The organism is Luteimonas sp. J29, from assembly GCF_000472505.1.
GTDB lineage: Bacteria > Pseudomonadota > Gammaproteobacteria > Xanthomonadales > Xanthomonadaceae > Luteimonas.
In genome coordinates this window covers 451,526-469,301 of the sequence record NZ_AWZR01000002.1, presented here as the reverse complement: position 1 = coordinate 469,301, position 17,776 = coordinate 451,526, and the positions used below count along the sequence as shown (strand labels likewise).

The window sequence follows — 17,776 nt, the reverse complement described above, 5'->3', positions numbered from 1 at the left end:
GGTGATGCAGGAAGACTCCGGACTCCAATCCGCCCCGCTGCGCGACGATGCCGACGTGCTCGTGGTCGGCGGCGGGCACAACGGCCTGGTCTGCGCCGCCTACCTCGCGGCGGCCGGGCTGAAGGTCACCGTGCTCGAACGCCGGGGCGTCGTCGGCGGCGCGGCGGTGACCGAGGAATTCCATCCGGGCTTCCGCAATTCGACCGCCAGCTATACCGTCAGCCTGCTGGACCGGTCGGTGATCGCGGACCTGCAGTTGGTACGGCATGGGCTGCGCGTGGTCGAGCGCCCGTTCTCCAACTTCCTGCCGCTGCCCGACGGCCGCGCGTTCCGCCTCGGCGGCGAGCAAGGCCTGGAGTCGATCGCCGCCTGGTCGCCGCGCGATGCCGAGCGCATGCCCGCGTACGAGGCGATGCTCACGCGCGTGGTCGCCGTGCTGCGCGAGCTGGCGCGGCGCACGCCGCCGGACGTGGGCGGCAGGCTGTCGCTGTCGGACTGGCTCGCCTCCTGGGACGTGGCGCGCCGCCTCGGCCGCCTCGACCTCGAAGGCCGGCGCGACCTGTTGGAACTGTTCACCCGTTCGGCCGGCGAGCTGCTCGACCAGTGGTTCGAAAGCGAACCGCTCAAGGCGGCGCTGGGCTGGGACTCGGTGGTCGGCAACTTCGCCAGTCCGTACACGCCCGGCAGCGCCTACGTGCTGCTGCACCACGTGTTCGGCGAGGTCAACGGCAAGCAGGGCGCCTGGGGGCACGCGATCGGCGGCATGGGCGCGATCACCCAGGCGATGGCGCGCGAATGCGCGGCGCGCGGCGTGCGCATCCACACCGGCGCCGCGGTCGAGCGCGTGCTGGTACGCGGTGGCCGCGCGGTGGGCGTGGCGCTGGAGGACGGCCGCGAACTGCGCGCGGCCACCGTGGTGTCCAACCTCAACCCGAAGCTGCTGTACACGCGCCTGGTGCCGCGCGAGCACCTCGACGGGGACACCGCGCGCCGGATCGCCAGTTACCGCTGCGGCTCGGGCACGTTCCGCATGAACGTGGCGCTGTCGGAGCTGCCCGATTTCATCGCCGCGCCCGGCACGCAGCTGCAGCCGCACCACCAGAGCGGGATCCTGGTCGGGCCTTCGCTGCGGTACTTCGAGGCCGCGTACTTCGATGCGAAGTCGCGCGCCCACAACCCGGGCTGGGCGCGCGCGCCGATCGTGGAGCTGGTGATCTCGTCCGCGCTCGACGACACGCTGGCGCCGCCCGGGTGCCATGTCGCCAGCCTGTTCTGCCAGCACGTGAACCCGGAGCTGCCCGACGGCGGCTGGGACGCGCACCGCGACACGGTGGCCAGGCTCATGATCGACACGGTCGATGCGGTGGCGCCGAACTTCGCGCGCAGCGTGCTCGGCTACCGCGCGCTCTCGCCGCTCGACCTCGAGCGCGAGTTCGGCCTGGTCGGCGGCGACATCTTCCACGGCGCGCTTGGCCTCGACCAGATGTTCAGCGCCCGCCCGCTGCTGGGGCAGGGGCGCTATCGCGGCGCGTTGCCCGGCCTGTACCTGTGCGGGTCCGGGACCCATCCCGGCGGCGGCGTCACCGGGCTGCCGGGACGCAACGCCGCGCGCGAGATCCTGCGCGACCTGCGCCGTCGTCCGCGCCCGCACTAGGAAGACACACACGACGGCCCGGCAAGGCTGGAAACGTTTGCAACGGCTGCCACAGCGGCCTGCGATGTCAAGTGCCCTGGTGAACCTTTCGGGGCTGTTGTGCGCTGCAGCGTGCAACCGGGGTCACGAATCGTTCACGATGCCCCCGCACCCGACGTGGGGGAGGGAGCAAAGCCCGCTGGCAGGCAACTGCAAGCGGGCTTTTTTTTGCCCCGGCCCCGCGACCACCCGGGCGGCCGCGCGATGCCCTGGCCTGCCCGGCGGCATGGAGCGCCGGCTCCGGCGTCGGAGCCGGCCAGGACTTCCCGGTCGCTGGGGCTGTCGTCCTGCAGCGATGCGCGACCCTTGCGGTCGCGGACACGGTCGTGCCGTCCACCCCGGCGCCCGGACCGTCACCCGGGCCCGGCTCCGGCCGAGTCGCACGGCCCATGCGCCGTTCGGTCCCCGGCCGGCGCCGGCACGGGCAGGGCGCGGGCGGTCCCGCCACGCGCCATGCCGCAGTGCCACAATCGGGTCATGGACCAGCCTCTCCAGGATCTCGACGCCCTCGTCGACCGCGCCCTTGCACGGCTCGACGGCCTGCCTGCCGATCCGGGCCTGGTCGAGCGCGTGCGGCGGGTGGCCGTGGCCAGCGACTTCGCCATCGACGTCCTCGCCCGGCAGCCGGAGCTGCTGGCCCGCCTGGCCGCGGACGACGGCGCCCGGCCGCTGCCGCCGCCGGTCCTGGATTCCGGATCGCGCGACGACTGGCCGCGCCGGCTGCGCCTGTACCGCACCGCCGAATGCGCACGCCTGGTCTGGCGCGACGTGCTCGGCCTCGACGACGTCGACGCCACCCTCGCCGCCGTCACCGCCCTGGCCGAGCGCTGCCTGGGCCTGGCCCTGGAGGCCGTCGAGGGCGACTTCGTCCGTCGCCACGGCCAGGTGCCCGGGCCCGACGGCCGGCCGGTGCGGCTGGTGGTGTTCGCCATGGGCAAGCTCGGCGGCGGCGAACTCAACTTCAGTTCCGACATCGACCTGGTCTATGCCTACGAGCATGGCGGCGAGAGCCAGGGCGATTCGATCCGCCCGCTGCATGCGGAGGACTATTTCGCCCGCCTCGGACAGCAGCTCGCGCGCCTGCTCGACGAGCGCACGGTGGACGGCTTCTGCCACCGCGTCGACTTGCGCCTGCGTCCGTTCGGCAACGCCGGCCGGGTCGCGATCAGCTTCGCCGCGCTCGAGGCCTACTTCCAGCAGGAAGGACGCGACTGGGAACGCTACGCCTGGCAGAAGGCGCGCCCGGTCGCCGGCGACCTCGAGGCTGGACGCCGGTTCCTGGAGACGCTGCGCCCGTTCGTCTACCGTCGCTACCTCGACTTCGGCGCGCTCGACGGGCTGCGCGCGATGAAGGCGATGATCGCCGCCGAGGTCGCGCGCAAGGAGCTGGCCGACGACATCAAGCGCGGGCCGGGCGGAATCCGCGAGATCGAGTTCCTGGCCCAGTCCCTGCAGCTGATCCGCGGCGGCCGCGAGCCCGCGTTGCGCGAACCGCGCCTGCTGCCGGCGCTCGACGCGCTCCGGGCCGCCGGCCACGTCGAGCCGGAAACCGCGACCGCGCTGGCCGAGGACTACCGCTTCCTGCGGCGGCTGGAGAACCGGCTGCAGATGCTACGCGACGAACAGACCCACGCGCTGCCCGCCTCGCCGCTGGACCGCGAGCGCATCGCGCGCGGGCTGGGCCACGACGGCTGGGCGTCGCTCGCCGCGCAGGTCGAGCGCCACCGCGCGCGCGTGACCCGCGAGTTCGATGCGCTGCTGTCGCAGCGCGAGCAGCAGCCTGCGGTGGGCGACGACATCGCCGGCTACTGGCGTGCGCTGCCCGGGGGCGGCAGCGCCGCAATGCTGGCCGACGCCGGGTTCCAGGAAGCGGCCGAAGTCGACGCGGCGCTGCGCGACTTCGTGCGCACGCCCAGCGTGCGCGAACTGTCGGATGCCTCGCGCGCGCGCCTGGACCGGGTGATGCCGGTGCTGCTGCAGGCCACCGCGCCGGCCACGCGCCCGCTGCAGGCGATCCGGCGCCTGCTGGCGCTGCTGCACAACATCCTGCGCCGCGCCAGCTACCTGGCCCTGCTCGACGAGCACCCGACCGCGCTGGCGCGCCTGGTGGACCTGGTCACCCGCAGCGCGCTGCTGGCCGAACGCCTGGCCGCGCATCCGCTGCTGCTCGACGAACTGCTCGACACGCGCGCGAGTGGCCCGCTGCCGCAGCGCGGACAGCTGGCCGAGGCCTGCCGCCCGGCGCCCGGCGCCGACACCGAGTCGGCGCTGTTCGCGCTCAACGAGGTGCGCCAGCAGCTCAGCTTCCGGATCGCGCTGGCCACGCTCGACCGCCGCCAGCCGGCCTGCGACAGCACCCGCCAGCTGGCCTGGCTCGCCGACGCCGTGGTCGGCACCGTGCTCGAACTGGCGCGGGGCGAGCTCGAGCGCAGCCACGGCGCGATCGCCGGCGCCGGGTTCGCGGTGCTCGGTTACGGCAGCCTCGGCGGCGAGGAGCTGGGCTTCGGCTCCGACCTCGACCTGGTGTTCCTCTACGAGGCCCCGCCCAACGCGTATTCCGACGGTGCGCGGCCGCTCGACGCATCGCGCTGGTTCGCGCGCCTGGCGCAGAAGATCGTCTCCCTGCTCGGCGCGGTGACCGGCGGCGGGCGGTTGTACGAGGTCGACGTGCGCCTGCGCCCGGACGGCGGCAAGGGCCTGCTGGTGTCCTCGCTCGCCAGCTATGCCGACTACCAGCGCAACCGCGCCTGGACCTGGGAGCACCAGGCGCTGGTGCGCGCGCGCTGCGTGGCCGGGGATGCGGCGGTGTCCGCGGAATTCGACCGGATTCGCGCCGAGACCCTCGCGCGCCGGCGCGACCCGGTCCGCCTGCGCGACGACGTGCTGTCGATGCGCCAGCGCATGCGCGAGGAGCTCGACCGCAGCAACGACGCGCTGTTCGACCTCAAGCAGGGCGAGGGCGGCCTGGTGGACCTGGAGTTCATGCTCCAGTACCTGGTGCTGCGCGAGGCCGCGGCGCGGCCCGACCTGCTGCAGCCGCGCGCGACCCGGCCGCTGCTCGAAGCGATGGCGGCCTGCGGGGTGCTGCCCGAGGACGTCGCGGCCACGCTGCGCCGGGCGCATGCCACCCTCGTGGCCAAGGGCCTGGACTGCACGCTCGACCGGCGTCCGCGCATGGTGCCGCACGACCCGACGATCGAGGCCGCGCGCGCGGCGGTGGTCGAGGCCTGGCGGCACTACGGCCCCGCCGCCTGAGGCCGGCGCCGCGGCAGGGTATAGTGCCGCGCGACGCGATACGCGCTGCACGGAACACTGCATGCCACAGGCCACGACGGCACTGCTCGAGGCGATCGAACGCGAGACCGGCCCCGCGCCGCGCTGGAGCGTGGTGTGGCTGCACGGCCTCGGCGCCGACGGCAGCGACTTCGTCCCGATCCTGCCCGAACTGGTGCGCCGCGACTGGCCGCCGATGCGCTTCGTGTTCCCGCACGCGCCGGTGCGCCCGGTGACGATCAACAACGGCATGCGCATGCGCGCCTGGTACGACATCCGCGACTTCGACTTCAACGCGGTCGACCGCGCCGACGATGCCGGGGTCGAGGAGTCGGTGGCCCAGGTCGAGGCGCTGATCGCGCGCGAGGTCGAGCGCGGGATCCCCGCCTCGCGCATCTTCCTGGCCGGCTTCTCGCAGGGCGGCGCCATCACCCTGGCCGCCGGCGTGCGCAGGCGCGAGCCGCTGGCCGGCCTGGTCGGGCTCTCGACCTACCTGCCGTCGCCGCGGCGCGCGGCCGACGCCCTGGTCGACGCCGCGCGCGCCCAGCCGGTGTTCATGGGCCACGGCAGCCAGGACCCGGTGGTGCCGCTGGCGGCCGGCGAACGCAGCGCCCAGTGGATGCGCGAGCAGGGCTTCGACGTCGCCTTCCACCGCTATCCGATGCCGCATTCGGTCTGCGTCGAGGAGATCCGCGACCTCGCCGGCTGGATGTCGGGCCGGATCGCCGAAGGCTGAGCCCGGCGGCCGGCCGGGCGGTGGATGGCCTCCGGCCGGGGCGGGGGCTACCATGCTCCCGGATCATGCCTGCGCCGGAGCGGACACCCGCAGTGAAGATCATCATCGCCGACGACGAGCCCTTGGCGCGCGAGCGCCTGCGCCAGCTGCTGGCCGGGCGTGCGGGCGTCGAAGTGGTGGCCGAGGTCGGCGACGGCCAGGAGGCGCTGCACGCCTGCGCCGAGCACGAACCCGACCTGGTCCTGCTGGACATCGCGATGCCCGGCATCGATGGGCTCGAGGTCGCGCGCCACCTCAAGGGCTTCGAGCGGCGCCCGGTGGTGGTGTTCTGCACCGCCTACGACGCGCATGCGCTCTCGGCCTTCGACGCCGAGGCGGTGGACTACCTGGTCAAGCCGGTGCGCCCGGAACGCCTGGCGTCGGCGCTGGAGCGCGCACGCGTGCTGGCCGCGGCGCGCGGTGGTGGCGAGCTGCCCGGCGCCGCCGGCAAGCGGCGCACCCACCTGTGCGCCCGGCTGCGCGGCAGCCTGCGCCTGATCCCGGTCGAGGAGGTCCGCTACCTGCAGGCCGAGGAAAAGTACGTGGTCGTTCACCACGCCCGCGGCGAGGACCTGATCGAGGAGTCGCTCAAGTCGCTGGAGGAGGAGTTCGGCGAACGCTTCGTGCGCATCCACCGCAACTGCCTGGTGGCGCGCGACGAACTGGTCGAACTCAGACGCTCGATCGACGGGCAGGTGCACGCGATCCTGCGCAACGGCGACCGGCCGCTGGACGTCAGCCGGCGCTGCGTGGCCCAGCTGCGCGAGGCCATCCGCAGCCTGTAGCGCGGTTTTCCGGCGCGGCGGCCGCGGCTGCGGGATAATGCCGGCATGGAACGACTGCGCATCGCCACCCGCAAGAGCCCGCTCGCCCTGTGGCAGACCGGGCACGTCGCCGCGCGGCTGCGCGAGGCGCACCCGGGGCTGGAGGTCGAGCTGGTGCCGCTGAGCACCCGCGGCGACGAGATCCTCGACCGCTCGCTGGCCGCGATCGGCGGCAAGGGGCTGTTCCTCAAGGAGCTGGAGCTGGCGATGCAGCGCGGCGAAGCCGACTGCGCGGTGCACTCGCTCAAGGACGTGCCGATGGAGCTCGAGCCCGGGTTCGCCCTGCCCGCGATCCTGGTCCGCGACGACCCGGCCGATGCGTTCGTCAGCAACGCCTTCGCCTCGCTGCAGGCGCTGCCCGCCGGGGCGCGGGTGGGGACCTCCTCGCTCCGGCGCCAGGCCCAGCTGCGCGCGCTGCGGCCGGACCTGGACCTGCGCGACCTGCGCGGCAACGTGAACACCCGGCTGGCCAGGCTCGATGCCGGCGAATACGACGCGATCGTGCTGGCCTGCGCCGGCCTGCGGCGCCTGGGCCTGGACGCGCGCATCCGCGACCGGCTGGTGGCGCCCGGCTGGCTGCCGGCCCCGGCCCAGGGCGCGATCGCGGTCGAGTGCCGGTCCGGCGACGCCGCCACGGCGCAGCTGTTCGCGCCGCTCGACGACGCCCGCACCCGGCGCTGCGTCGAGGCCGAGCGGGCCATGAACCGGGCCCTGCACGGCAGCTGCCACGTACCGGTGGCGGCCTTCGCCGAGGAGGCCGGCGCCGGCCTGCGCCTGCTGGGCATGGTGGGCGGCGCGAAGGACGGCCGCGCGGTGCGGGTCGAGGTCGAGGGCATGGATCCGGACACGCTGGGCCGCGAGGCCGCGCGCCGGCTGCTCGCAGGCGGGGCCGCGGAACTGCTCGGACAGGCCGGCTGACACGGCACGACGGGGCCGCCGCGGCCCCTCGCTCAGAACGCGTACTTCAGGCGCAGCGAGCCTTCGCGATCGGTGCGGCCCTCGCCGCCGTTGCCGGCGGTGTCGTGGCGCAATTCGACGTCGCCCAACAGCGACCACTGCGGTGCGAGCTGCAGGTCCAGGCCAATGGTCTGGCGGACGAAGGCGTGCTCGCGGCCGCGCTCGATCCGCACCTGCTGGTTGAGTGCGGCACGCTCGCCCAGGCGCTGGTTCCAGCGCATCAGCCCGGAGGCGACCAGGCCCTGGTCGGCGGCGCCCCAGTCGGCGTAGGGCTGCAGCCGGTAGCCGGTGCCGAACTCCAGCTGGACCCGGGTCTCGGGGCTGCGCACCGCCTCCAGGCCGTATCCGGCGGCGAACAGGGCGTGGCTGCCGGTCGAGGAGAACCAGTCGCGGCGCGAGGCCGGCGAGTGCAGGCCGATGTAGCGCCGCGATGCCAGCTGCGGCAGGCGCATCGGCCGGATCTCGTCCACCGTGCCCGGGGTGCGCGGCCCGTCGACCACCCGCGGCAGGAAGCCCTGCCACTCGGCATCCACGCAGACCAGGCGCAGGCACGGCTGGCGCAGCGACACCTGGCCGGAGGCGACCGCCACCGCCGCCGGCAGGTGCGGCGCTTCGGGCAGCGGTTGCAGGAATACCGGCAGGCCCAGCAGGGCCAGCCACCCTCCGGCGAGCAAGGCGTTCTCCGGGACGTGGACTCGGCATCCCATTCTGCCGCAACGCACCATGCTTGCCCAGCGACGTTCAGGTCCGGACAAGGCCTCCGTACCGGCCCGGCGGCGGCACACCCGCCCCTTCTCCCGCTCGCGGGGACGGTCGGGAATGGGGCGTGCAGCGCGGCGAGCCGTCCCCCGCCCCCTCGCAGGCGGGGGGCGCGACCTGCCCGGGTCAGAACGGGAAGAAGCGCGGGATGAGCACGATCGCCGTCGTGCAGAAGAGGATGTTGAGCGGGATCCCCATGCGCACGAAGTCGGAGAACCGGTAGCCGCCCGCGGTGAAAACCATGGTGTTGGTCTGGTAGCTGATGGGCGTGGCGAAGCTGGTCGAGGCGGCGAAGGCGACCGCGACCAGGAACGGCTTGGGATCCACGCCCAGCGATCCGGCCGCTGCCAGCGCGATCGGCACCACCAGCACCGCCGAGGCGTTGTTGCTCATGAACTCGGTCGCGAGCGACGTCATGAGGTAGACCGCCGCGAGCGCGGCCAGCGGCCCGAACTGGCCGAGGTGGGTGACCATGAATTCCGCCGCGAGCGCCGCGCCGCCCGACTTCTGCAGCGCCACGCCCAGCGGGATGATCCCCGCCAGCAGCAGGATCACCCGCCAGTCGATCGCGCGGTAGGCCTCGTCCGGCTCCAGCAGCCGGAACACCAGCAGTGCGGCGCAGCCGACCAGGGCCGCCTGCACGATCGACAGCCAGCCCAGCGCCGCGACCGCGATCGTCGCGGCCATCACCAGCACCGAGAGGCTGGCGCGGCGCACGTCCACCTTCGGCTCCTTGCGGGTGCCGAGCACGATCATGCCCTTGTCCGCCCGCAGGTCCTCGATCGCCGCCTCCGGGGCCTCGAGCAGCAGCACGTCGCCGAGGCTGAGCTGGACCTGGTCGAGCGGCTGGCGGATGTCCAGCAGGCGGCGGTGGATGCCGTGCACCCGCGCCCGGTACATGTGGCCGAAGCGCATCCCGGCGAGCGTATTGCCGATCAGGTGCGAGCCGGGCGAGACCATCGCCTCGACCTGCAGCAGCTCGGCGTCGCGGTCGCCGTTGCCCGGGCCCTGGTCGAAGCGCAGCTTGCGCGCCTTGCGCACCGCGCGGATGTCGCGCCATTCGCCGCGCACCAGCAGCCGGTCGCCAGCCTGCACCACCGCGTCGGGGCCCGCCACCGGGCGCCGGTGGCGGAGGATCTCCAGCACCACCGCGTCCGCGACGCCTTCGGGGACCACCTGGTCGCGCCGCAGGCCGACCGCGTCCGAATCCTCCGGCACCAGCAGCTCGGCCACGTAGCGACCCACGTGCTCGTTGCCCTCGTCCCCCGGCACGCCGCGGTCGGGCAGCAGCCAGTAGCCCACGGTCAGCAGGTAGGCCATGCCGATGGCCACGAACACGATGCCCAGCGGCGCGAACTCGAACAGGGTGAACCCCACGCCCGCGGCCTCGCGGCCCATCGCGTCGACCAGCAGGTTGGTCGAGGTGCCGACCAGGGTGCACACGCCCGCGGCCTGCGACATGTACGAGAGCGGGATCAGGAACTTCGACGGCGCCCAGCGGTTGGCCGCGCTCGCGGCGAGCACCAGCGGCAGCAACACCGCCACGGTGGCGGTGTTGTTCACGAACGCGGCCGTCCCGGCCACCAGCACCAGCATCACCAGCAGGAACAGCCAGCGCCAGCGGATCCGCGACAGCACCTCGCCCGCCGCCACCAGCGCGCCATTGCGCTGCAGCGCGCCGCTGAGCACGAACATGGCCGCGACCATGACCGTGGCCTGGTTGCTGAAGCCCGACAGGGCCTCGGGCACGGTGATGACGCCGGTGAGCATCAGCGCGGTCATCACCAGCAGCGCCACCACGTCCACGCGCAGCTTCTCGGTGACGAACAGCGCGATGGCGCCGGCCAGGATGGCCAGCGTCAACCAGAGGGCCATGCCGCCCCCCCGTTGGCGTTCCGGCGTGTGCCCGTCCCCGGGCCTGCGCCGTGCGCCCCTGTCTGCCTCGTGGCCACGTTGCCGTCCATCGTCCTGCGTCCGGACCGGCGCACATGGTGCGGGTCGTGCGCGGCCGCCGCAATCCCGCACCACGGGGAAGGCGGCGCGGCGGCGCCCCGGAGACGGCGCCACGGGCCGCGCGCGGGCGCATAATCGGGCCATGGACCGATACGAACGCATCCTCTCCCTGCACCGCATCCTCAAGACCGCGCGCTACCCGGTCACGGTGGCGCGCCTGCGCGAGGAGCTCGAATGCTCCCGGGCGACCGTCTACCGCGACCTGGCCTTCCTGCGCGATGCGCTGATGGCGCCGGTGGTCGGCGACGGCGAGGCCGGCTTCCGCTACGACGCCGACGAGGCCGGGCGCTTCGAGCTGCCCGGCCTGTGGCTCAATTCCGACGAGCTGCACGCGCTGCTGGCGGCGCAGCAGCTGCTCTCGCGCAGCGGCGGCGGGGTGCTGTCGAGCGCGCTGGCGCCGCTGCAGGCGCGGATCGAGAAGCTGCTCGACGAGCATTCGGCCGGCAAGCGCTGGCCGGTCGAGCGCGTGCGGGTGATCCCGCATCGCGGGCGGCGGATGGACGAGCAGGCGTTCCGCATCGTGTGTTCGGCGGTGCTGCAGCGCCAGCAGCTGGCGTTCGACTATCGGGCCCGCTCGACCGACGAGAAGACCCGGCGCACGGTTTCGCCGCAGCGCGTCACCCATTACCGCGACAACTGGTACCTCGACGCCTGGGACCACGACCGCGAGGGCCTGCGCAGCTTTTCGGTCGACCGGATCAGCGCCGCGCGCGTGCTCGACGCGCCGGCGCGCGACCTCGACGAGGCCGAACTCGACCGCCAGCTGGCCGGCAGTTACGGCATCTTCTCCGGCCCGGCCCGCGGCGTGGCCACGATCGTGTTCAGCGCCAGGGCCGCGCGCTGGGTGGCCGATGAGCACTGGCATTCGCAGCAGCAGGGCCGGCACCTGCCCGACGGCCGCTACGAGCTCAAGGTGCCCTTCAGCGCCTCGCGCGAACTGCTGATGGACGTGCTGCACTACGGCGCGGACGCCGAGATCGTCGATCCGCCGGCGCTGCGCGAGCAGATCAAGTCGCTGCTGCAGCTGGCGCTGTCGAACTACGAGCGCTGAGCGTGGCGGCCGCCGGGGACGACCGCATCGCGCCGCGCGGAGAGCGCATCGCCCTGGTGCTGGGCGCCGGCGGCGCGCGCGGCCTGGCCCAGATCGGCGTGATCGAGGTGCTGGAGGAGCGCGGCTTCCGGATCGAGGCCGTGTGCGGGTCCTCCAGCGGTGCCCTGGTCGGCGGGATCTTCGCGGCCGGTCGCCTGCGCGAGTTCGACCGGCGCCTGCGCGCGATGTCGCGGCGCGATTTCCTGCGCCTGCTCGACCCGGGCTGGCGCCGCTCCGGCGTGCTCGGCGGCGCGCGCCTGGTGGCGGCGATGCGCGAGGTGGTCGGCGACCCGCTGATCGAAGCGCTGCCGGTCGCGTTCACCGCGGTCGCGGTGGACCTGGAGCGCCAGCGCGAGGTCTGGATCCGCGAGGGGCGGTTGTGGGACGCGCTGCGCGCCTCGTTCGCGATCCCCGGCCTGTTCACGCCGCACCGGGTGAACGGCCGCGCGCTGGTCGACGGCGGGCTGCTGGCGCCGCTCCCGATCGCGGCCACGCGCCTGTCGGACGCGCACCGGCTGGTCGCGGTGGACATGCACGGCTGGCCGCGACGCCCGCCCGGCGAGCCGGCCCGCTCGCAGCCGGAGGACGGCGGGCCCACGATCACCAGCCGGCTCGGCCAGTGGCTCGAGCGCGCGGCCGGCGGCGACGAGGGCGATGCCATGCGCATGGGCCTGCCCGAGATCATGTCGCGCTCGCTGGACACGATGCAGGCGCAGATCTCGCGCGTGCAGCTGGCGCTGGACCCGCCCGAGCTGCTGATCCGGATCCCGCGCGACGTGTGCTCGTTCTACGAGTTCTGGCGCGCGGCCGAGCTGATCGACGTCGGCCGGGCGGTCGCGATCAGGGCGCTGGACGCGGCCGGCTACTGAGGCCTGCGCGCGGCGTCGCAGCCCCTGAGATGGCGGCCGTGGAGCCTGTGGCCAAGCCCGGGAGCCACCGCCATGACACGATCCGCCAGCCTCCAGACTTCCACCGATCCCCTGCGCCTGGTCGAGGGCGCGCTGCTCGGCCTGCTGTTCCTCGCCGCCGTCGCGGTGCTGTCGCTGCCGGCGGCGCGCACCGCCAGTGCGCAGCTGGGCTGGGTGCCGCTGTGGCTGCTGGGACTGCCTGCGGCGGCGCTGGCCATGGCCCGGTGGCTGGCCTGGTCCCGGCTGCGCACGGGCGCCACGCCGGCACCGGCCGGACTGGCATCCATACGCCGCCGGCGCGCGCCGGCCGGGCCCGCGCGTCGTCGCATCGCACCGCGCCGCCAGGCGCGGCCACTGGCGGTCGGGCTGTCGCGCTGATCCGCCGTCGGCGCCGCGCGCCTGGCGCGGGCGCCGACGGGAACCTCAGCGCAGCACCTGCGGCGGTTCGCCGCCGACGATCACCACGTCCGCCGGACGGCGCGCGAACAGGCCCACGCTGACCACGCCCGGGATCTGGTTGAGCCGCTCCTCCATCGCCACCGGATCGACGATCTGCAGGCCGTGCACGTCGAGCACCCAGTTGCCGTTGTCGGTGACCACGCCCTCGCGCCACACCGGCTGGCCGCCGGTGATCGCCAGGATCTCGCGCGCGACCAGGCTGCGCGCCATCGGGATCACCTCCACCGGCAGCGGGAAGCGCCCGAGCACCGGCACCTGCTTGGCCGGGTCGATGATGCAGACGAAGCGGTCGCTGGCCTGGGCGATGATCTTCTCGCGGGTCAGCGCGGCGCCGCCGCCCTTGACCAGCCGCCGGTGCGGATCGCACTCGTCGGCGCCGTCCACGTACAGCCGCAGCGGCCCGACCGCGTTGAGGTCGAGCACCTCGATGCCGAGCGACTTCAGCTGGCGCGTGCTCTGCTCCGAGCTCGACACCGCGCCCGCGATCCGGTCGCGGATCCGGCCGAGCGCCTCGATGAAGTAGGCCACGGTGGAACCGGTGCCGACGCCGACGACGCTGCCGTCCTCGACGAATTCGATGGCCTTTTCGCCGGCCAGGCGCTTGAGCTCGGACATGGGTGCGGGGTCTGCGTATGGTGCGGCGGACGTGTCCGCCGACGGGACGGCTGGCGGTGTCGCCGGCCGCGGTTCGAGGGGATCAGGTCTTCTCCAGCCCGACCAGCAGCTTCCACTGCGCCGCGGTCACGGGCATCACCGACAGCCGCGAGCCCTTGCGGATGAGGGCGAACTCCTCGCCCAGCGCATCGGCGTGGCCGCGGATCTCCTCCAGCGTCACCGGGCGGGCGAGCCTGCGCACGAACCTCACGTCCACCAGCTCCCAGCGCGGCTGCTCGCGCGTGGCCTTGGGGTCGAAGTACTTCGATTTCTTCTCGAACTGGGTCGGGTCGGGGTAGGCGCGGCTGGCGACCTCGGCGAGCCCGTAGATCCCCGGCACCTCGGTGTTGGAATGGTAGAACAGCACCCCGTCGCCGACCTGCATCTGGCGCATGAAGTTGCGCGCCTGGTAGTTGCGCACGCCGGTCCAGGGTTCGGTGCCGACCCGCGCGAGGTCGTCGATCGAGAAGTCCGTCGGTTCGGACTTCATCAGCCAGTAGCGCTTGCGGGTGCTCATTTCAGGCGACGGGGAAGAACGTGTCGGATTCGGTGCAGACCGCGTCGAGCGCCACGTCCCAGGCCTCGGCCGCGATCGGGCCGGACTGCTGGAACGAGAAGCCCGCGCCCACCAGGTGCGGCGGCGCGGGCCGCGCGGCGCGGAACGCGAAGCTGCGATCGTACCAGCCGCCTCCCATCCCGAGGCGGTGGCAGCGCGCATCGAACGCGACCAGCGGCACGACCACGAGGTCGAGTTGCGCCGGTTCGAGCAGGTCGCCGGCGGCCACCTCGGGTTCCGGGATGCCGTAGCGGTTCGGGGCCAGGGGCGCGCCCGGCGCCCACGGCGCGAAGCGCAGCGTGCCGTCGCCGTGCAGCACCGGCAGGCAGTAGCGCACCTCGCGCGGCAGGCGCAGCTGCCAGGCGTGGAGCGGGATCTCGCCGTCGGTGGCCCAGTAGCCGGCCACGAAGCCGGTGCGCGGGGCGAACGGCAGCGCCAGCAGGTGGTTCGCCAGCGCCTCGGCGGCGACGATGCGTCGCGGGGCCGGCAGCGCGCGGCGCCGATCGCGCATTTCGCGCCGCAGGGCGCCGCGCGTTTCGCTCATCGGGAAGTGGGGGAGTGGCGCATGGCGCCATTGTGACCGCAGCAGCGCGGCCGCGGAAGCGTGACTGCGTCGCTGCCGTCGCGGCGCGCGCGGTACGCGTGGAATGAATACGTCCTCCGCCATGCCGATGCCTGCGAAACGACCTTGAACCCGAGGTTCAAAAGGGGACGCTCGTCATCCATCGGGCTTCCCGCTGCAAGGCGGACCTGCACTCCCGGACTCCGCTGCGTCCCTGAGGTCGTCTTAAGGGACAAGGCGAATGTTGCGCATGCCGTCGTACACGGCAGAGGACGCAGGCGAAGTATAGCCCCGGCCACCGCGTTGCCAAGGCCGTTCGTCGGCGCGGCGCGCCCGCGGTTCACGAGCGTGAACCCGGCGTGGGCGGACACGGGCGCGGTGCGCGCGGACCCGGCGGTCGCCGGTCAGCGCCCGTCGATCAGTGCGTCGAGCTTGCGCTGCAGCTCCTCGAGCGTGCGCGCGATCTCGCGGTCGCGCTGCTCGTTCTCCTCGCGCAGCTGCTGCAGCTCGTGGGCGAGGTTGAGCGCCGCCAGCACCGCCACCCGGTCCACGGCGGCCATGCGGTTGCCGCCGCGCACCTCGCGCATGCGCCCGTCGAGCAGCCGCGCCGCGGCGGCCAGGCTTTCGCGCTGGTCGGGGGCGACGCCGACCGTGTACTCGCGGTCGAGCAGGCGGACGCTGACCGCTTCGTTCTGCGAACTCATGCGCGCGCGCTCACGTGTGCTGCTCCAGCGACTTGAGCCGGGCGATCATGGCCTCGACCCGCGAGCGCGCCTGCTCGTTCTTGGCCAGCAGCTGGGAACGTTCCCCGGCGAGCTGCTCCTGCTGCTGGCGCAGCGAGCGGTTCTCCTCGGCCAGCTGCTGCGCCCGGCCGACCAGCGCGTCGATGCGCGCGGTCAGGGCGCGGAGCTGGGCGAGCACGTCGGGGCGGTCCATGCCGGCACGATAGGCAGGCGGCGCGGGGCGGTCAAGGCGCCGCCACGGGCGGGGCGGCGGCGGTCTCGCGGGCCGGCCGCCAGTTGCGGATGAAGGCCAGGCAGGCGTGGGCCTCGAGCGGCGGCGAGAGCCAGAAGCCCTGGACCTCGTCGCACGCCTGCTCGCGCAGGAACCGGAGCTGGGCCTCGGTCTCCACGCCCTCCGCGACCACGTTCAGGCCCAGCGAATGGGCCATGGTGATGACCGTGCTGGTGATGGCGGCGTCCTCCGGGTCGTGGGTGAGGTCGCCGATGAAGGCCTTGTCGATCTTGATCGTGGTGATCGGCAGGCGCTTGAGGTAGGCCAGCGAGGAGTAGCCGGTGCCGAAATCGTCGATCGCCAGCGACACGCCCAGTTCGCGGAAGGCCTGGAGCTTGGCCGCGGTGTGTTCGGCGTTGGCCATCAGCACGCTCTCGGTGAGCTCGAGCTCGAGCATGCTGGGCGGCAGCTCGATGTCGGCCAGGACCCGGCTGACCACCTCGGGGAAGTCGCCGCGCAGGAGCTGCAGCACCGACACGTTGACCGACACGGTGAGGTCGGTGAGGCCGTGCTGGCGCCAGCGCTGCAGGGTCAGGCAGGCCTCGCGCAGCACCCACTCGCCGATCTCCAGGATCAGGCCGCTTTCCTCCGCCATCGGGATGAAGTCCGCCGGCGCGATGTCGCCGTGCTCGCTGCTGTGCCAGCGCAGCAGCGCCTCCACGCCCGTGATCCGGCCTTCGGCCAGGGCCAGCTGCGGCTGGAACACCAGGCGCAGCTCGCCGCGGTCGAGCACCTTGCGCAGCGCGCCGGAGATCGTGGCGCGCTGGCGCACCGCCACGTCCATCGCGTCGTCGTAGCGCATGAAGGTGCGGCGGCCGGCCGCCTTGGCCTGGTACATCGCGGTGTCGGCCTGCTTGAGCAGCTCGGTCGGCACGTGCGCGTGGTCGGGATAGAGGCTGATGCCGATCGAGGGCGAGATCGCGATCTCGCGCCGGTCGTCGAGCAGCAGCGGGGCCTCGAAGGCCATGATGATCTCGCGCGCGACGTGGTCGGCTTCCTCGGGCGAGGTCAGGTTCTCCAGCACCACCGTGAACTCGTCGCCCCCCAGCCGGGCCACGGTGTGGTGCATGCCCACCGTCTGCTGCAGGCGCGCCGCCGCCGCGCGCAGGATCCGGTCCCCGGCGGCGTGGCCGAGCGAGTCGTTGACGTCCTTGAACCGGTCGAGGTCGAGGAACAGCACCGCGATCCGGTTGTCCTCGCGGTGCGCGCGCACGATCGCGCGCGACAGGCGTTCGGACAGCAGCGAGCGGTTGGGCAGGTTGGTCAGGGTGTCGAAGTTGGCCAGGTAGCGCAGCTCCTGTTCGGCGCGCTTCTGCTGGGTGATGTCGTTGAGCACCATCACGTACAGGATCAGCTGGCCGTTCTTGTCGTAGACCGTGCTCGACTCGATCTGGCACAGGAACTCCTCGCCGTCCTTGCGCCGCTGCCAGATCTCGCCGTTCCAGCGGCCCTTGCGCCGGATCTGCTCGCGGATGTGCTGGTAGAAGGCGGTGTCGTGCTGGAGGCTGTCGAGGATGCAGGCGTTGCGCCCGATCACGTCCTCCTCGTCGTAGCCGGTCATGCGCAGGAAGGCGGGGTTGACCGAGACGAAGTCGAAGTTGCAGTCGATCACCGCCACCGCCTCGTTCATGCTGCGCAGCACCTCGCTGGAGATGCGCAGCTCGCGGTCGGCCTCGCGGGTGCCGGTGATGTTGAGCGCGGTGCCGGCGATGCGCAGGATCCGGCCCTGCGCGTCGCGCGCCACGGCGCGGCCCCGGGCCCGCATCCAGACCCACTCGCCCCGCTCGCTGGCCACCCGCAGCTCGGCGAGGAAGGTGTCGGCGTGGCCGGAGATGTAGTCGTCCACGCGCCGGCGGACCATGTCCAGGTCGTCGGGGTGAACCAGCTCGCTGGCGTCCACCACTTCCTCGGCGAGCTCGCCGGAGGGCGTCGCGCGCGACTCCCCGGCCAGGCGGTGGACCCGGCCGCTGGCCACGTCGTAGGCCCAGTAGCGCTCATCGGTCGCCCACAGCGCCAGCTTCAGGCGCTCCTCGCGGTCGCGCAGCTGCTCGATGTAGCTGCGCTCGCGCTTGCGCCGGTGCAACATGATGAACAGCAGCGCGACCAGCAGCACCGATGCGGTCGCCGCCGCGACCAGCAGCTGCAGATCCCCCGGGTTGGTCGACACGCGGACCCCTGCGTTCGCGTCAATAACCGGCCGAGTGTAGGCGCGCGCGGCGCCCCGCGCCAAGCCGCCGCC

At 73.3% G+C, this 17,776-nt stretch carries 16 protein-coding genes and 1 other RNA gene; 8 read left to right on the top strand and 9 right to left on the bottom strand.

The window, feature by feature from the left end; all coding sequences use genetic code 11:
• Positions 1 to 4: 4 nt before the first annotated feature.
• The 5 genes from LUTJ29_RS0104935 (at position 5) to hemC (ending at position 7,483) form a co-directional block, all read left to right on the top strand.
• On the top strand, positions 5 to 1,654 hold the full coding sequence (locus LUTJ29_RS0104935) for an NAD(P)/FAD-dependent oxidoreductase (protein WP_051322702.1): 1,650 nt from the start codon (positions 5 to 7) through the stop codon (positions 1,652 to 1,654).
• A 516-nt stretch (positions 1,655 to 2,170) separates the two neighbouring features.
• Positions 2,171 to 4,948 carry a bifunctional [glutamate--ammonia ligase]-adenylyl-L-tyrosine phosphorylase/[glutamate--ammonia-ligase] adenylyltransferase gene (gene glnE / locus LUTJ29_RS0104930; RefSeq protein WP_027071573.1) on the top strand — a complete coding sequence of 926 codons (2,778 nt, stop codon included), beginning with the start codon at positions 2,171 to 2,173 and terminating at the stop codon, positions 4,946 to 4,948.
• Positions 4,949 to 5,009: 61 nt separating this feature from the next.
• Positions 5,010 to 5,702 (top strand): alpha/beta fold hydrolase, encoded by a 693-nt coding sequence (locus LUTJ29_RS0104925; RefSeq protein ID WP_043740389.1) that lies wholly within the window; start codon positions 5,010 to 5,012, stop codon positions 5,700 to 5,702.
• Positions 5,703 to 5,767: 65 nt separating this feature from the next.
• Positions 5,768 to 6,526 carry a LytTR family DNA-binding domain-containing protein gene (locus LUTJ29_RS0104920; protein ID WP_186441967.1) on the top strand — a complete coding sequence of 253 codons (759 nt, stop codon included), beginning with the start codon at positions 5,768 to 5,770 and terminating at the stop codon, positions 6,524 to 6,526.
• A 45-nt stretch (positions 6,527 to 6,571) separates the two neighbouring features.
• Complete coding sequence (gene hemC / locus LUTJ29_RS0104915; protein WP_027071570.1) at positions 6,572 to 7,483, top strand: hydroxymethylbilane synthase; 912 nt, start codon at positions 6,572 to 6,574, stop codon at positions 7,481 to 7,483.
• Positions 7,484 to 7,515: 32 nt separating this feature from the next.
• Here hemC and LUTJ29_RS0104910 read toward each other — a convergent pair whose 3' ends face one another.
• Complete coding sequence (locus LUTJ29_RS0104910) at positions 7,516 to 8,196, bottom strand: DUF481 domain-containing protein (RefSeq protein ID WP_027071569.1); 681 nt, start codon at positions 8,194 to 8,196, stop codon at positions 7,516 to 7,518.
• A 211-nt stretch (positions 8,197 to 8,407) separates the two neighbouring features.
• Positions 8,408 to 10,156 carry an SLC13 family permease gene (locus LUTJ29_RS0104905; RefSeq protein ID WP_027071568.1) on the bottom strand — a complete coding sequence of 583 codons (1,749 nt, stop codon included), beginning with the start codon at positions 10,154 to 10,156 and terminating at the stop codon, positions 8,408 to 8,410.
• Between the two features lie 220 nt (positions 10,157 to 10,376).
• Between LUTJ29_RS0104905 and LUTJ29_RS0104900 the strand changes: the two genes are divergently transcribed.
• The 3 genes from LUTJ29_RS0104900 (at position 10,377) to LUTJ29_RS0104890 (ending at position 12,670) form a co-directional block, all read left to right on the top strand.
• Entirely contained in the window at positions 10,377 to 11,345 is a 969-nt protein-coding gene (locus LUTJ29_RS0104900) for a YafY family protein (RefSeq protein ID WP_027071567.1), read from the top strand.
• A 2-nt stretch (positions 11,346 to 11,347) separates the two neighbouring features.
• Positions 11,348 to 12,253, top strand: a complete 906-nt coding sequence (locus tag LUTJ29_RS0104895; protein ID WP_084524652.1) for a patatin-like phospholipase family protein — start codon at positions 11,348 to 11,350, stop codon at positions 12,251 to 12,253.
• 72 nt (positions 12,254 to 12,325) lie between these two features.
• Positions 12,326 to 12,670 carry a hypothetical protein gene (locus LUTJ29_RS0104890; protein WP_027071565.1) on the top strand — a complete coding sequence of 115 codons (345 nt, stop codon included), beginning with the start codon at positions 12,326 to 12,328 and terminating at the stop codon, positions 12,668 to 12,670.
• 45 nt (positions 12,671 to 12,715) lie between these two features.
• On the opposite strand, the gene rpiA is transcribed toward LUTJ29_RS0104890, so the two are convergent.
• From rpiA to LUTJ29_RS16175, 7 genes are all read right to left on the bottom strand, one after another.
• Entirely contained in the window at positions 12,716 to 13,366 is a 651-nt protein-coding gene (rpiA, locus tag LUTJ29_RS0104885; RefSeq protein ID WP_027071564.1) for a ribose-5-phosphate isomerase RpiA, read from the bottom strand.
• 82 nt (positions 13,367 to 13,448) lie between these two features.
• Positions 13,449 to 13,922, bottom strand: a complete 474-nt coding sequence (locus LUTJ29_RS0104880) for an EVE domain-containing protein (protein WP_027071563.1) — start codon at positions 13,920 to 13,922, stop codon at positions 13,449 to 13,451.
• Between the two features lies 1 nt (position 13,923).
• Complete coding sequence (locus tag LUTJ29_RS0104875; protein WP_027071562.1) at positions 13,924 to 14,505, bottom strand: 5-formyltetrahydrofolate cyclo-ligase; 582 nt, start codon at positions 14,503 to 14,505, stop codon at positions 13,924 to 13,926.
• A 109-nt stretch (positions 14,506 to 14,614) separates the two neighbouring features.
• A non-coding RNA gene (gene ssrS, locus LUTJ29_RS18330) (6S RNA) lies at positions 14,615 to 14,798 on the bottom strand.
• Between the two features lie 129 nt (positions 14,799 to 14,927).
• On the bottom strand, positions 14,928 to 15,227 hold the full coding sequence (locus LUTJ29_RS0104870) for a cell division protein ZapA (protein WP_027071561.1): 300 nt from the start codon (positions 15,225 to 15,227) through the stop codon (positions 14,928 to 14,930).
• Between the two features lie 10 nt (positions 15,228 to 15,237).
• A complete protein-coding gene (locus tag LUTJ29_RS0104865; protein WP_027071560.1) occupies positions 15,238 to 15,459 on the bottom strand; it encodes a TIGR02449 family protein in 222 nt (73 codons plus the stop codon).
• Positions 15,460 to 15,490: 31 nt separating this feature from the next.
• On the bottom strand, positions 15,491 to 17,704 hold the full coding sequence (locus LUTJ29_RS16175) for a GGDEF domain-containing phosphodiesterase (RefSeq protein WP_051322701.1): 2,214 nt from the start codon (positions 17,702 to 17,704) through the stop codon (positions 15,491 to 15,493).
• Positions 17,705 to 17,776: the final 72 nt, after the last annotated feature.